Here is a 13,652-nt window from a genome sequence, read left to right as displayed (position 1 = left end):
TCGATTTCCCCATGCCCGCGAGGCTACGTGAGCGTCCAAGGAGATGCTGTCACACTGCCGATAATGGCTGAAGTCACGGCATGTTTGCGCGCTGCGCCGCGTGGGGCTTGGCACCGGCATCCTCCTCGCTTGCGCTCGTTCGGCCAGCTCGCCAGTGGCGACTCAGCCAGCCAGGTGCGAAAACGACGCCACCAACTGCAGCTAGTAGAGCGGCCGTTGTGAGCAAGCCGTGCACTCCGGTGATGGACATATAGGCAAGATGCATAACGGCCACGCCTGCGAGTGCGGGTGCCGCGTCGTGTTCCACGCGCAGCACCAAATTCCAGACCACGGCGAGAAGAATGCCAGTGAACAGGTAGCCGAAGAGTACACCCACGGGTCCCCAGTCAGCGTAGAGGAGTCCATACTGCGTTGGGGTCGCGTAACCGGTGACGTTGTTCCCTCCTCCGTAGGCGAGCTGCGTTAGCCGAAAAGCGAACGGTGCGTCCGCGTTGACACCTGGAACCATCACAGCGAGCCGTTCAAGGAACAGGCTGCCGTACCCAACCGGCAAGTCCCCACTGTTAACCAGTTCCACAATGGCCGCATTGTTTCTTCCGTTACCGTCAGTAACGCGCTCCACCAAAGCCATAAAGCGCTCGCCCAACGACTCACCACCCCGCTCGGCGCCTTTTGACAGTGGCATAATAATCAATACGATTGCGGCGACCAAACAGCTGAGGCTTACGAAGGTGCGAGCACGCGGCGGCCGAGTCAGCATCATCGTGGTTGCACCCACGATGGAGGCCAGAATAACGGGCGTTCGCACCCCGCTACTGACGAGAAACGCGAAGGCAAGCACTATTGGGAACAGGCAGGTCCACGCCTGCTTCCACCCCTTGCTCGCAAGGAGCAGCACAGCGATGGCAACCACTGCCTGCCACCCAATGTCCGTCAAGGCATTGAAGAAGCCTTGCCCTTGGTACTCCTCCCCTAGTAACAGGTGCCCCTTTGTCAGCAACCTACGTGACTCGCGAATTGAAGCCAACTCGCTTGAGGCCTGTGACGGACTCAGCAGCCAGGAAACACCGGAGCGCACAGTGACCACGTTCCCAAGCCGCCAAGACCCAATCGCGGCAAGAATTCCGGTCAGTATCCACAGTCCCGTCTGTAGATCGCGTGAGGTGTCCGTTTGCAAGATCGATGCCCGCTCGCGCCACTTTCGCATTCCCGCTTGGCCGCCAGCGAAAGGGTAATACGCGAGCGCGGCGGCGAGGAGGCCTGCTGCTGCTAAGATTCCGGCCATACTTTCCAATGAATAGGCACTAGGCACCAAAGCAGGCCATACAACCGCCACCTCAATTCCCGCGAAGAGGACCAGCGGAAGAACGGAGAATCCACGTAGGCAAGACTGATATGTTAGAGCGATCAAGAAGACCGCTATGACGCTGTAAACGAGATAAACAACTATATCACCACCGCTCATTGTCCCTCCCTGACGCAGTGCAGGCGAGCCGTAGGTATGCTGACCTGCGCAGTTTCACACTGCCAAGGTGACAAGCATGGTGAGGGATTTGCATGTCTACCCGCCCATCACGAGTCTGTCGACTGTCGTCACGGCGTTGGAGTTGCCCCTGGCGAATTTGTGCATACCCGGCGCAGTACCTCTTACGAACGCAACGCCATGGTCGCCGCGCTGGGGTCCGATTCTATCATGGATGTTCCTGGTCGTACGGCCCGACAGATCGACTGTGCCCGCTTTCGGGGGCGAGGCTAGGAACGACAGAGGTCATGAACATGTATGTCTTTCGCCCAATCTCTTCCCAGGACAGTTTATCAACCGCTAACTTCGCAGCGCGATCCCGGACTGAAGGCTGCCGGTTCACCATCGCCCACAGATCTTTCACCGCCGCGGCCAACTGTTGAGGCTCGTCCCTTGTCACAAGGCTTCCAACGTGGGCGGCGCTGATATCTTGCGCAGATACATTGACCGAACTCACGACCACGGGCACGCCGAGCATGAGGCTTTCCGCAACCTTAAGTGGCGAAACTCCGCGCTTGTTACGTGCTAGCGAAACCGACTGTGTGCTTATGCTCATCACGGCTCGGCTCAGGATGTCCTGGGCATCCTTGCGGGACTGGGCGCCCCTGTACTCGACGTGGCTCAACGTCGCGGCGTTCTTAGCGACCAGCTCGGCGTGTGCACCATCCCCTACAATCACGAGGCGGAGTTCCTGCGGCCAGTCGCCGTGGGCGGCCGCCTCCAGCAACTGCACAATTCCCTGCCAAGGGGCCAGTTTGCCGACGAAGACAGCGTACGGAGGAGTATCGGGCTTTGCACGTCGGGATTGCAACCGGAGTTCCGCACCATTGGGGAGCCACGTGCTAGGAACGGGGCGCCCGGCGACCTCCCGTGCCCAGATCTCTAGACCGGGGGTCACCGCAATCAGGCCCGAAGCTCCACCCAGTTGAAGCTGCGCCAATCCGCGTAGCACAGATGCTAAGGGAGCCAAGCGAGGATGAGCCAATAGCGCATCATCGGTTGATCCGTTCACTTCGACAACGTACGGCACTCGCATGAGCCGGCATGCTGCCGAAACAACGAAGGCGAACGGATGAAAGCGTAGGTACACCGAGTCATGGCGTCGTAATCGCCGAGTAGCCCGGAACTGAACCTGTGCCAGCTCGAACGCGCGCCGGAGCCCAGCTGATTGGATCGTTGGCCAGGCTGTTTCAACACGAACCTCGTACGACTCCAGCGCGCGCCTGACCCCATTCAGGTGGGCTTCCATCGCTGAGCCGGGGTAAGGTCCCTCACAGCTGATCATGAGTACCTGACCCCTCACAGCCAGCCCCGGCACGATCGACTAAGAGCCGTGCTCGCAAAGACAAAGCACGAGCCTGTACCTTCTGGTCGCATGCAATACTCTCCTTCGATAGGAACTCATGACGATGGAGACAACGTGGATGACGCGGCGATGATTATGTCCCTATCTCCCGTCGAGGCGTCGCAATCATGCCACGCTGTGTCCCCCGGGGCGCGCCGATCCGGTAGTTCCTACGATCGGCCGGTTCCTGCTGCGATTCCCGGTCAGCATGTGGTTGGTGGGCCCGTCGTCTGCGAGTTTGGAGGCATCCAACAGAATCTCTGCCATTCGGTGCACGTGTAGGGGCTTTCTTAACCGTGCGGCCACGATGCGCGCCGTGAACCGCGAGAAGGTGATCCCAGCGAGCACGCGGATCGTCGCTACCGGAATACTGATCTCTCGGTCCCGGCGAGCATGCGCGGCTACATAGGACGCCCGTACATCGCGCCAAGGCCGAACAGCTAGGTGCAACTGGATGTCTGCGCCTGCCGCCGCGAGTGCCAACGGCCGCCCGCAGGTTAGGTACGAAGTCTTGGATATGTCGACAGCCGCCCCTGAGCAGCACTGGCCGATCAATACGTCCATCGCGGCGGGAAGCGACGTATGCGGTAATGCGGGAGATAGCGTGCATCTTCGGGCGAGCCACGCTAACCACTTCTTGGGTATCATAAGTGCCAGTGGTCCATTCAACACCCTGCTCAGCCACGCCGCTGCTGGCCACTGCACATCCTGGGCTGTGCGCAGCAGGGCCTCTCCCCACACGGGACATCGGTTTACGCGCTCGCCACACGCACACTGTGTATCGGCGGCACCTCTCAACAGTTCAGGCGCATTGGCCATTTCACCGAGGGCGACCGCCTCTCCGTGCTGCGCCAGGACACGGCCTAGTATGGTGCTACCGCTGCGGCCATAGCCGCATACATAAAGAATCCTCATGCCGCGGCGGCCCTTCTGGCAGAGGAAACAGACCGGCGCATCAGCTGCCAGTACGCGACCACGCCCACCGCGCTCAGCAAGAAGACCCCTGCCTCAAACGGAACATCGATTATACCTAGAATAGCAATCGCAGTTGCCAGCACGATTACCCGGAGGGCGCTCCATGCGAGTAGCCACGATTCTTCATCGAGGGCGTAGAGCACCGACGCGAAGGCTGTACCGACCGCCTGCGACACTGATGGTACCAGCAGTATAACCGCGATTAGCATAATCCCAGGGTACTTATCGCCGACCAAGAACTGCATAGCACCGACTAGGACCACTCCAACCGCAATCAGCGGCAAACTGGCGTGTGTCGCCAGCCGGCTCCACCGGTTGATCCGCCGATAGCGCTCGGCGGGTGTAAGGTGAGCCACTTCCGCGTAACTAACTTCTGACAGCGATCGCGATATCAACTGGCTCGGCACTGCCAGTATGCGACGCGCCAAGAAGTAAGTCGCCGCCGCCTGAGCACCGTACACGGCTTCCAGACCGATCAACGGGATGTTCAGAGCGACGTTGGTCAGAAGAGTGCTTGGCCCGACCCGGCTTGCGAAGCGCACGACTTCCCGACGCGCCAGTGGACCTGGTAGCCAGGCTACGCGGACGCGAAGGAGCGAGACGAGCGGGGCTGCTCCAACTGCGGCACCAGCTACCATGCCGGCGGCATGCGCGACGAGAAGAGCGTCTGCCGTGGGCCAGAATATGCCTCCCAGAATCTGCCCAGCCGCAATGGATAGTCCTTGGACCACCTTGGCGCGCGTAACCGCATGGTAATCCCTTTTCGACAGGGCCGCATAGATAACGATCTTCGTAGCCACCATGCTGGCGGCAAGCAGTGTGACGCCGCCAAAAGACACCTCTATAACTCGGGGGATGACAAAACCAGCCACGACTCCTGTGACAGCCGTCAGAACCAGCATAAGTCGCACTACAGTGACCTGGATCGAACGAGTGGTCTTCGGCAGGAGGCGCTCCAACCCGGCCGAGAAGAGAATGCCAACCCACTGGCACCAAACCAGCGCGAGCCCAAGGGCAGCAATCGCGCCCGGATCGTAGAGGCGGGCGACTACTGGCAGCGCCGCAGCCATTGCCAGTTGGCCGACGCCAGTGCCACTGACTACGCGGGTAAAAGGGCTGCTCGCTAGCCAGCGGACTCGAGCAAGTACCACGCTTTCCACCCTCCCACGTGCGCCCTCAGATGGTGGCCATGCTTAGGGGAGAAAGGCGGCGTTCGGAGCCGCACCCAAGATCGGCCGTGGTGACATGCAGCCTGACAGCCCGTGCCCGACCGCATGCTAGACGCAGCGACGGCGCACCCTACCCGCCTTCCGTCACCCGCTCTCCCGGGACAGCGACTGCACGGCAATCGCAGCAGATACCGAAGGTGGCCAAGGAGGCTTTGAGCACTCCACATCCGCGCAGGCTAATTGATCATTCCAGCGCCGACCGTGACTCCCGTTGCTTCGTCGATCAGGATGAAGGAGCCGGTGTCGCGGTTGGTGGCGTAAGGGTCACACAGCAGTGGCTGGGTCGTCCGCAGCTGAACGCGCCCGATCTCGTTGAGACCGAGTTCGTGGGTGTCCTGGTCACGGTGCAGCGTGTTGATGTCCAGGCGATACTGGATGTTCTTCACCAGCGCTCGGGCCGTGCGCGTCGTGTGCTTGATTGCGAGCTTGCGCTTGACTCTCATCGGCTCTGGCACCATCCAACTCACCATGGCGTCGATGTCCTGCGACGGCGTTGGGGCGTTCTTGGGCCGGCAGATCATGTCCCCGCGCGAGACGTCGAGGTCGTCCTCGAGGCGCACCGAGACCGACATGGGCGGGTATGCCTCGTCGATCTCCTTGTCGAACAGGTCGATCCCCGCGATGCGGCTGGTCAGTCCGCTGGGCAGCACCATCACTTCGTCGCCCTTCTTCATGACGCCGCCGGCGACCCGGCCCGCGTAGCCGCGGTAGTCGTGCCACTTGTCCGACTTGGGACGGACGACGTACTGCACGGGGAATCGGGTGTCGACCAGGTCACGGTCCGAGGCGACGTACACGTGCTCCAGGTGGTGCAGCAATGAAGGGCCCTCGTACCAGGGCATCTTGTCCGACCGCGTCACGACGTTGTCGCCCTGAAGGGCCGAGATCGGGATGATCGTGAGGTCCGGCACGGTCAACTTGCTGGTGAACGCGGTGAAGTCCCGGTGGATCTGGTTGTAGACCTCCTCGTCGTAGTCGACGAGGTCCATCTTGTTGACGGCGAGGACCAGGTGCGGCACCCGCAGGAGGGACAGCAGCACTGCGTGGCGGCGGGACTGCTCGGTCATCCCCTGCCGGGCGTCGACCAGCACCAGGCCGAGGTCGGCCGTGGAGGCGCCGGTGACCATGTTCCGCGTGTACTGCACATGGCCCGGGGTGTCGGCGATGATGAACTTGCGCCGCGGGGTCGCGAAGTAGCGGTAGGCCACGTCGATGGTGATGCCCTGCTCCCGCTCCGAGCGGAGCCCGTCGGTCAGCAGCGCGAGGTCGGTGTAGTCGTAGCCGCGGCTCTTGGACGTGGCCTCCACCGAGGCGAGCTGGTCCTCGAAGATCGCCTTGGAGTCCAGCAGCAGCCGCCCAATGAGCGTCGACTTGCCGTCGTCCACCGAGCCGGCGGTCGCGAACCGCAGCAGGTCCATCTGCTCGTCCATCAGAAGTAGCCTTCCTTCTTGCGGTCCTCCATGGCGGCCTCCGAGAACCGGTCGTCACCGCGGGTCGCACCGCGCTCGGTCACGCGGGAGATAGCGACCTCCTCGATGATCTCTTCGACCGTGGAGGCGCTGCTCTCCAGGCAGCCGGTCAGCGTCAGATCACCCACCGTGCGGAAGCGCACCTGCCGCTCCTTGACCTCCTCGGCGTTGCGCAGCGGGTTGTGATCGCTCTCGCTGAGCAGCATCCCGTCGCGTTCAAACACGCGGCGGTTGTGCGCGAAGTAGATGGACGGGATCTCGATCTGCTCTCGGCCGATGTAGGACCAGATGTCCAGCTCGGTCCAGTTGGACAGCGGGAAGATCCGCATGTGCTCGCCCTCGTGGATCCGCCCGTTGTAGAGCGACCACAACTCGGGGCGCTGGTTCTTGGGGTCCCACTGGCCGAACTCATCCCGGTGGGAGTAGACGCGTTCCTTGGCCCGCGCCTTCTCCTCGTCGCGGCGACCGCCCCCGAACGCCGCCGTGAAGCCCTCCTCCTCGATGACGTGCAGGAGGGTGCCGATCTGCAGCCGGTTGCGGCTGGTCTTCCCGTCGTCGACCACGATGCCGTCCTTGATCGCCTGCTCGACCGAGGCAATGATCAGGCGCACTCCCAGCCGCTCGACCCAGCGGTCCCTGGTCTCGATCACCTCGGGGAAGTCGTAACCCGTGTCGACCTGCAGCACGGGGAACGGCACCCGGGCCGGGTAGAACGCCTTCTCCGCGAGCCGCAGCATCACGATCGAGTCCTTGCCACCGGAGAACATCAGCACCGGCTTCTCGAACTCCGCAACGACCTCGCGGAAGATATGGATGGACTCGGCCTCAAGCTCGTCCAGGTGACTGAGCTGGTACCCGGCTTGAGTCGACATACGCAGCCTCTCCTCGTGGTGCATCGGACGTCATCGGACACCGGCTGCCGTGACGTGCTCGCTGGCACAATACCTGCCGTGTCACCTTCTCCCCGTATCCCCGCCCAGTTCTGCCCACCGGTCCACGTGCTCGATGAACTGGAGCTGATGCGAGCGGGCATCCTCGCCGGCCCGGTCGGGCCGGACCAGCTGGTCTCGGTCTCACTCCCACCGGAGCTGCGTGACGCCGGCGCGGGGGACACCGTCGAGCTGACTGACGGGGAGGGAGTTCCGGTAGCCCAGGTGCCGCTGGCGCAGGCTAGTGACGGTCTCGTAGCGGCGGGCGCCCCGACCTGGCTGTCTCCGCGGTCGAGCCGTCCCTTCGAGGATCTCCACGTCACCGACTCATCGAGCGCAGAAGGGCCCGAGCGCCTGGTGGTGGTCGACGGCCCGGTCGACGGTTCGGCGCTGGAGAAGGCGCTCGCCGGCGCCGGGCGCGTCACCGTGCTCGCGCTGGCGAGCCTGGACGGGGAACCGGCACCGGCGGCGCTCGCGGCCGTGCGGTCCGCCCACGCAGCAGCAACCGGCCGTCCCGAGGAGGTCCGAGCGATGGTGGCCCCCTGGAGCCCCCGTGCGCCACAGGCGGGGCGGAAGCGCGAACTGATACTCCGTGCCCTCGCTGGCGGTGCTGAGGTCGTCGAGGTCCCGCGCAGTGAGCCAGACGCCGCGGGAGCAGGGCTAGGCGGCGGGACCGTGCTGTTCTTCACCGGTCTCTCCGGGTCGGGCAAGTCGACGGTCGCCCGGGCGGTGCGCAACTACCTGCTCGAGGCCGGCCAGCTCGTGACCCTGCTGGACGGCGACCTGGTGCGCCGGCACCTCTCCAAGGGACTGGGGTTCTCCGCCAAGGACCGCGACACCAACATCCGCCGCATCGGGTGGGTCTCGGCAGAGATCGCCTACCACGGTGGCATGGCCATCTGCTCCCCGATCGCTCCGTTCGACCGGACCCGCCGGGACGTGCGGACGATGGTGGAGGAGCGCGGCGGCCGGTTCCTGCTCGTGCACGTCGCCACACCGCTGGCGGAGTGCGAGCGGCGGGACCGCAAGGGCCTCTATGCCAAGGCGCGCCGCGGCGAGATCCCCGAGTTCACCGGCATCTCCTCGCCGTACGAGGAGCCAGAGGACGCGGACCTGCGCATCGACACCACCGGCCGGGACGTCACCGAGCTGCGCGACGTCGTGCTGGCGATGCTCGATGAGGCCGCACCTAGAATGGTCGCCCGTGACTGACGACCTCCACCTCCAGGTGCGCGAAATCGCCGAGACCGCCGGTCGAGTGCTCCTCTCGCTCCGCAAAGACCTCTCCGCCAACGGAATCGACCCCAAGGAGCTCAAGGACCGGGGCGACCAGGCGTCGCAGGAGGTGCTGGCGGCGGAACTCACCCGCCGCTACCCCCGGGACGCGGTGCTGAGCGAGGAGGCCGCTGACGACTCCCGTCGGCTCGAGGCGGACCGGGTCTGGATCATCGACCCGCTCGACGGGACCCGGGAGTTCAGCGAGGTGCCGCGGGACGACTGGGCGGTGCACGTCGCGCTCTGGCGCCGCGGCGAGTTGGTTGCCGGCGCAGTCACCCTGCCGGCACGGGGGGTCTCCCACACCACTGAGCCGGGCTCCGCGTCCCTGCCTTCGCGCCCGGCGGGCGCCCCGTTCCGCCTCGCTGTGAGCCGGTCGCGGCCGCCTGCATTCGTGACCGCGCTGGCCGACCGGCTCGGTGCCGAGCTGGTGCCGATGGGGTCGGCCGGCGTCAAGGCGATGTCGGTGCTCGACGGCACCACGGACGCGTACGTCCACGCGGGTGGTCAGTACGAGTGGGACTCGGCCGCACCGGTGGCGGTGGCGCGCGCCCACGGTCTTCACACCAGCCGCATCGACGGGACCGAGCTGGTCTACAACAACCCGAGCCCTTGGATGCCCGACCTGCTGGTGTGTCGGCCAGAAGTGGCCGAGGAGCTGCTCTCCGCTCTTCAGGAGATGTCCACCGGCGCCGAGTAGGAGTCCGACCAGCCCAGCGCCCAGGCGCAGCTGCGACCATCCGGTACGGTGCAGGGCGACACCCGCACGCACGACAGGGGAGCACCAGCGCGTGGACCTGCACAGCTATCTTCAGGTGGCCCGGCGCCGCTGGCGGACCATCGTGGCCACCTTCCTGGCCGTGCTGGCCGTGACCGCACTGGTGACGCTGCTGACCGACAAGCAGTACCAGGCCTCCTCCGAGATGTATGTCTCCACGGTCAGCGCCGAGGACCCCACCGACCTGGCGCAGGGCAGCAGCTTCACCCAGCGGCAGGTCGCCACCTACGCCGACGTCGTCACCACTCCGCTGGTGCTCGACCCCGTGATCGAAGAACTCGGCCTCGACACCACTCCGAGAACACTTGCCGAGCGGATCAGCACCCAGGTTCCAGCGGATACCGTGCTGATCACCATCAACGTGACCGACGAGGACCCGCAGCAGGCGCAGGCCATCGCCGAGTCTGTGACCCGGCACTTTGTGGAGACGCTCCGTGGCCTGGACCAGGTCTCCGAGGACACCGCCAGCCCGGTCAAGGCCACCATCGTGAGCCCGGCCGAGGTGGGGAGCACGCCCGTCTCCCCCCAGCCGCTGCGCAACCTGGCACTCGGTGCGGTGCTCGGTCTCCTGCTCGGTTTCGGGGCAGCCTTGCTGCGCGACCTGCTCGACACCTCCATCAAGGGCGAGGCCGACGCCAAGGACGTGACTGACCACACCGTGATCGGCGGCATCGCCTTCGACAAGGGTGCCGCCGAGCGGCCGCTGCTGGTGCAGGACGACCCCCACAGCACCCGCGCTGAGGCGTTCCGCACGCTACGGACCAACCTGCAGTTCGTCGACGTCGCCAACAAGCCCAAGGTGATCGTCTTCACCTCCTCGTTGCCGGGCGAGGGCAAGAGCACCACGACGGCCAACCTCGCGCTCACGCTGGCTGCTACCGGCAGCCGGGTGTGCATCGTCGAGGGCGACCTGCGCCGGCCGCGGCTGCTGCAGTACATGGGATTGGAGAGCTCGGTCGGGTTGACCAACGTGCTCATCGGCGAGGCCGATGTCGACGACGTGCTGCAGCCGTTCGGCAACTCGCTGTGGGTGCTCGGCTGCGGGCCGATCCCGCCCAACCCCTCCGAGCTGCTCGGCTCCCCCACCATGGCCGAACTGCTGAGGAACCTCGGCCACCGCTTCGACTACGTCATCATTGACGCCCCGCCGCTGCTGCCAGTCACCGACGCTGCGGTCCTCAGCAAGGTTGCGGACGGTGCGATCGTCGTCGTGGGGGCCGGCATCATCCACAAGGAGCACCTGCAGCGGGCGCTCACCAGCCTGCACAACGTGGGCGCCCACGTGCTCGGCCTGGTGATGAACCGGCTGCCCACCCGGGGCGCTGACGCCTACTACGCCTACTACGGCGAGAGCTACGCGCCCCAGCGGCAGCCGGAGTCGCGCGCCGAGGCCCGCCGGGGCCGGCGCAGCCAGGAGGGGCATGAGGAGAACGGCGAGAGCATCGCCGACACCCTCTTCCGCTGACGACCACCGAGCCCTGTCAGGAGGACACCCTGTGAGCCCGCGCCAGCAGAACCTTGCGCTGGTCGCTCTCGGTGTGCTCACCGCGGTGCTGGTCGGGGCGGCGCTGGTGCGGGCCGCTGCGCCGCCGGAGGGCGGTGTCCCCGAGCCGGCCGAGGTGACCGGCGTGGCGGAAACCGGGCGGGCGACCGAGCAGCCGACCGGTAGCTCCGACGAGAACGGGCAGACGGAGACGGGCGCCGACGACCAGCCGTCGGGCCCACTGGAGGAGGCGCAGCAGATCCTGACTGCCGACGCCCCGGTGACACTCGTCGTGCTCGGTGACTCCACCAGCAACACCCGGGACGAGTGGGTGCACCTGTGGGCGGAGGAGCTCGCCGAGCAGCGGCCGGTCGACATCTCCCACTGGGACGAGACCAGCCAGGCGGGCTACGTCGAGCCGGATGTGCTGAGCGAGTCCGGGGACGGCTCGGCGCTGACGATCTGGAGCGGGAGCCAGTCCGGGTCCGGCCCCACCTACCCGCTGGCCGCCCTGGAGACCGTCGTTCCCGAGCAGCCGGACCTGGTCATCTACAGCTACGGCCACAACATCACCGCGGAGCAGGTGCCCGAGGACTTCGGCCAGCTGCACGAGGGCATCACCGGCCTCTATGGGGAGGTTCCCACGCTGGCGGTGCTTCAGAACCCGCAGCTTGGCGACGCCAACGCCGACGTCCGGGAGGCCGTCGCCGACTGGGCCGAGAGCAACGGCGTGGGCACCATCAACGTGGCCGAGGCCTTCCTCGCCGAGGGCAACCTGGACACGCTCATGTCCGACGCCGTCCATCCTGACGCCGACGGCCAGCAGCTCTGGGCGGCGACGGTCAGCTCGGCCCTGGGCTGAGCAGCTCAGCTCTCCGCGCGCGGTCGCAGTCCTTCATCGATACGCTCGAGGAGAACAGCCGCTGGAAGGGATGTCGCGCCATGAGCACTCGCCCACACGACAACACCGTCCCGGAGAACCGAGGCGACCGGCGCCGCTACCGTGGTGGCCGCAGAGACGGGGACGCGGCGGTCCAGGCCGAGGAGTACGGCGGCATCAAGTTCGGCTCGGCCTTCTTCGGCTGGCTGACCGCCACCGGGATGGCCGTCCTCCTCACCGCCCTGGTGGCGGCGGCCGGTGCAACCGTCGGACTGACGACCGACCCCGATGCTGCCCAGGCCAACGCGCAGACCGTGGGCCTCGTCGGCGGCATCGTGCTGCTGGTGATCCTGTTCCTCGCCTACTTCTGCGGCGGCTACGTCGCCGGCCGGATGGCCCGGTTCGACGGTGCCAAGCAGGGCCTCGCGGTGTGGCTGTGGGCGCTTATCATCGCCATCATCGTCGCCCTGCTGGGGCTGCTGCTCGGGCAGGAGTTCGACGTCTACGCCCAGCTCAACGCCTTCCCCCGGATCCCGCTGAGCGAGGGCGAGCTCACGACCAGCGGCATTATCGCGGCGGTCGCGATTGCCCTGGTCAGCCTGATCGGCGCAATCCTGGGCGGCATCGCCGGGATGAGGTTCCACCGGAAGGTGGACTCCGCCGGCCTGCGGTGATCGTGGGGCCGTTTGCTCCTCTGCCGTTACCCCTCCAGCAGGTCAAGAAGATAGCCACCATAGCCGGACTTCATCAGCGGTTCCGCCCGCTGCCGCAGCTCGTCGTCTGTGAGAAAGCCCATCCGCCAGGCGACTTCCTCGGGAGCGCCGATTTTCAACCCCTGCCTTGCCTCGAGAGTGCGCACGTAGCCGGAAGCGTCGCTGAGTGAGTCGAACGTGCCGGTGTCCAGCCAGGCGGTGCCGCGCGGGAGGATCTCGACCTGGAGCCGTCCCTCATCCATGTAGCTTCGGTTGAGGTCCGTGATTTCCAGTTCGCCTCGAGCCGAGGGACGCAGGCGCCGGGACCGGTCAACCACCTCGCCGTCGTAGAAGTACAGCCCCGGCACCGCGTAGCGGCTGCGCGGCTGCGCCGGCTTCTCCTCCAGCGACACGACGCGGTAGCTCGCATCAAACTCCACGACGCCGTAGGCCGCGGGGTCCGTGACGGGGTAACCGAAGATCGCCGCTCCGTCCAGGTTTTGGAAGCGCTGGAGCCGGGTTCCCATGCCCGGGCCATAGAAGATGTTGTCACCCAGGACCAGGGCGCACGATTCCCCATTGAGGAAATCGGCACCTATGTGGAAGGCCTGCGCAATACCCTCCGGCCGCTGCTGTTCGGCATAGCGGAGGGAGATGCCGAAGCGCGAGCCGTCTCCCAGGAGCCGCTGGAACTGGCCCGCGTCGTGCGGCGTGGTGATGACAAGGACATCACTGATCCGGGCCAGCATGAGCGTGGACAGCGGGTAGTAGATCATGGGTTTGTCATAGACGGGCAGCAGCTGCTTGCTGACGCCGAGGGTGATCGGGTGGAGCCGACTGCCGGTGCCACCGGCCAAGAGAATCCCCTTCATTTGCGTCAGCCTAACCAGCCGACCCGGGCTCCCGCCTGGGATGCGGCCACGCCACACGTCCTGGTGACTGGTGGTGCTGGTTTCATCGGTGCGAACTTCGTTCGATTCCTGGTGGAGAAGACCGATGCTCGGGTCTCCTCAGGGTCACGCGTTGGGACGCGCCAGTGCGCACGGGCCAAGTCGCTCGAGTACTCGGTCGGCTC

11 protein-coding genes are annotated in these 13,652 nt (G+C 65.5%); 5 read left to right on the top strand and 6 right to left on the bottom strand.

Annotation, left to right across the window (positions count from 1 at the left end):
* Nucleotides 1-73 precede the first annotated feature (73 nt).
* The 5 genes from GFJ45_RS00750 to cysD form a co-directional block, all read right to left on the bottom strand.
* On the bottom strand, nucleotides 74-1,465 hold the full coding sequence (locus GFJ45_RS00750; RefSeq protein ID WP_153392892.1) for an O-antigen polymerase: 1,392 nt from the start codon (nucleotides 1,463-1,465) through the stop codon (nucleotides 74-76).
* Between the two features lie 226 nt (nucleotides 1,466-1,691).
* A complete protein-coding gene (locus tag GFJ45_RS00745; RefSeq protein WP_228386279.1) occupies nucleotides 1,692-2,558 on the bottom strand; it encodes a glycosyltransferase in 867 nt (288 codons plus the stop codon).
* Between the two features lie 1,220 nt (nucleotides 2,559-3,778).
* Nucleotides 3,779-4,744, bottom strand: a complete 966-nt coding sequence (locus GFJ45_RS00740) for an MATE family efflux transporter (protein WP_153392886.1) — start codon at nucleotides 4,742-4,744, stop codon at nucleotides 3,779-3,781.
* A 503-nt stretch (nucleotides 4,745-5,247) separates the two neighbouring features.
* Nucleotides 5,248-6,489, bottom strand: a complete 1,242-nt coding sequence (locus GFJ45_RS00735) for a sulfate adenylyltransferase subunit 1 (RefSeq protein ID WP_153393031.1) — start codon at nucleotides 6,487-6,489, stop codon at nucleotides 5,248-5,250.
* Between the two features lie 11 nt (nucleotides 6,490-6,500).
* On the bottom strand, nucleotides 6,501-7,412 hold the full coding sequence (gene cysD, locus GFJ45_RS00730) for a sulfate adenylyltransferase subunit CysD (RefSeq protein WP_153392883.1): 912 nt from the start codon (nucleotides 7,410-7,412) through the stop codon (nucleotides 6,501-6,503).
* Between the two features lie 78 nt (nucleotides 7,413-7,490).
* On the opposite strand from cysD, the gene cysC reads away from it, so the two are divergent.
* The 5 genes from cysC (at nucleotide 7,491) to GFJ45_RS00705 (ending at nucleotide 12,559) form a co-directional block, all read left to right on the top strand.
* Nucleotides 7,491-8,681, top strand: coding sequence for an adenylyl-sulfate kinase (cysC, locus tag GFJ45_RS16620; RefSeq protein ID WP_228386277.1), 1,191 nt, complete (start codon nucleotides 7,491-7,493; stop codon nucleotides 8,679-8,681).
* Nucleotides 8,674-9,444 (top strand): 3'(2'),5'-bisphosphate nucleotidase CysQ, encoded by a 771-nt coding sequence (locus GFJ45_RS00720; RefSeq protein ID WP_228386276.1) that lies wholly within the window; start codon nucleotides 8,674-8,676, stop codon nucleotides 9,442-9,444. The genes cysC and GFJ45_RS00720 overlap by 8 nt, the downstream gene beginning before the upstream one ends.
* A gap of 91 nt (nucleotides 9,445-9,535) precedes the next feature.
* Nucleotides 9,536-10,987 carry a polysaccharide biosynthesis tyrosine autokinase gene (locus tag GFJ45_RS00715; protein WP_153392877.1) on the top strand — a complete coding sequence of 484 codons (1,452 nt, stop codon included), beginning with the start codon at nucleotides 9,536-9,538 and terminating at the stop codon, nucleotides 10,985-10,987.
* Between the two features lie 31 nt (nucleotides 10,988-11,018).
* Nucleotides 11,019-11,867, top strand: coding sequence for an SGNH/GDSL hydrolase family protein (locus tag GFJ45_RS00710; RefSeq protein WP_153392874.1), 849 nt, complete (start codon nucleotides 11,019-11,021; stop codon nucleotides 11,865-11,867).
* An 80-nt stretch (nucleotides 11,868-11,947) separates the two neighbouring features.
* Nucleotides 11,948-12,559, top strand: coding sequence for a hypothetical protein (locus GFJ45_RS00705; RefSeq protein WP_153392871.1), 612 nt, complete (start codon nucleotides 11,948-11,950; stop codon nucleotides 12,557-12,559).
* A gap of 26 nt (nucleotides 12,560-12,585) precedes the next feature.
* On the opposite strand, the gene rfbA is transcribed toward GFJ45_RS00705, so the two are convergent.
* Complete coding sequence (gene rfbA, locus GFJ45_RS00700) at nucleotides 12,586-13,449, bottom strand: glucose-1-phosphate thymidylyltransferase RfbA (RefSeq protein ID WP_153392868.1); 864 nt, start codon at nucleotides 13,447-13,449, stop codon at nucleotides 12,586-12,588.
* Nucleotides 13,450-13,652: the final 203 nt, after the last annotated feature.

Origin of the sequence: Ornithinicoccus halotolerans, from assembly GCF_009602535.1 — a bacterium.
In the GTDB taxonomy this organism is placed as follows: domain Bacteria; phylum Actinomycetota; class Actinomycetes; order Actinomycetales; family Dermatophilaceae; genus Ornithinicoccus; species Ornithinicoccus halotolerans.
Note: the sequence above shows the minus strand (reverse complement) of the source record. Positions and strands in the feature narration are given on the sequence as shown.

Bases quoted from the DNA above. Each gene is read 5' to 3' on its own strand.
- GFJ45_RS00750 (WP_153392892.1), bottom strand. From the start codon at position 1,465: ATGAGCGGTGGTGATATAGTTGTTTATCTCGTTTACAGCGTCATAGCG.
- GFJ45_RS00745 (WP_228386279.1), bottom strand. From the start codon at position 2,558: ATGCGAGTGCCGTACGTTGTCGAAGTGAACGGATCAACCGATGATGCG.
- GFJ45_RS00740 (WP_153392886.1), bottom strand. From the start codon at position 4,744: ATGCTGGTTCTGACGGCTGTCACAGGAGTCGTGGCTGGTTTTGTCATC.
- GFJ45_RS00735 (WP_153393031.1), bottom strand. From the start codon at position 6,489: ATGGACCTGCTGCGGTTCGCGACCGCCGGCTCGGTGGACGACGGCAAG.
- cysD (WP_153392883.1), bottom strand. From the start codon at position 7,412: ATGTCGACTCAAGCCGGGTACCAGCTCAGTCACCTGGACGAGCTTGAG.
- GFJ45_RS00705 (WP_153392871.1), top strand. From the start codon at position 11,948: ATGAGCACTCGCCCACACGACAACACCGTCCCGGAGAACCGAGGCGAC.
- rfbA (WP_153392868.1), bottom strand. From the start codon at position 13,449: ATGAAGGGGATTCTCTTGGCCGGTGGCACCGGCAGTCGGCTCCACCCG.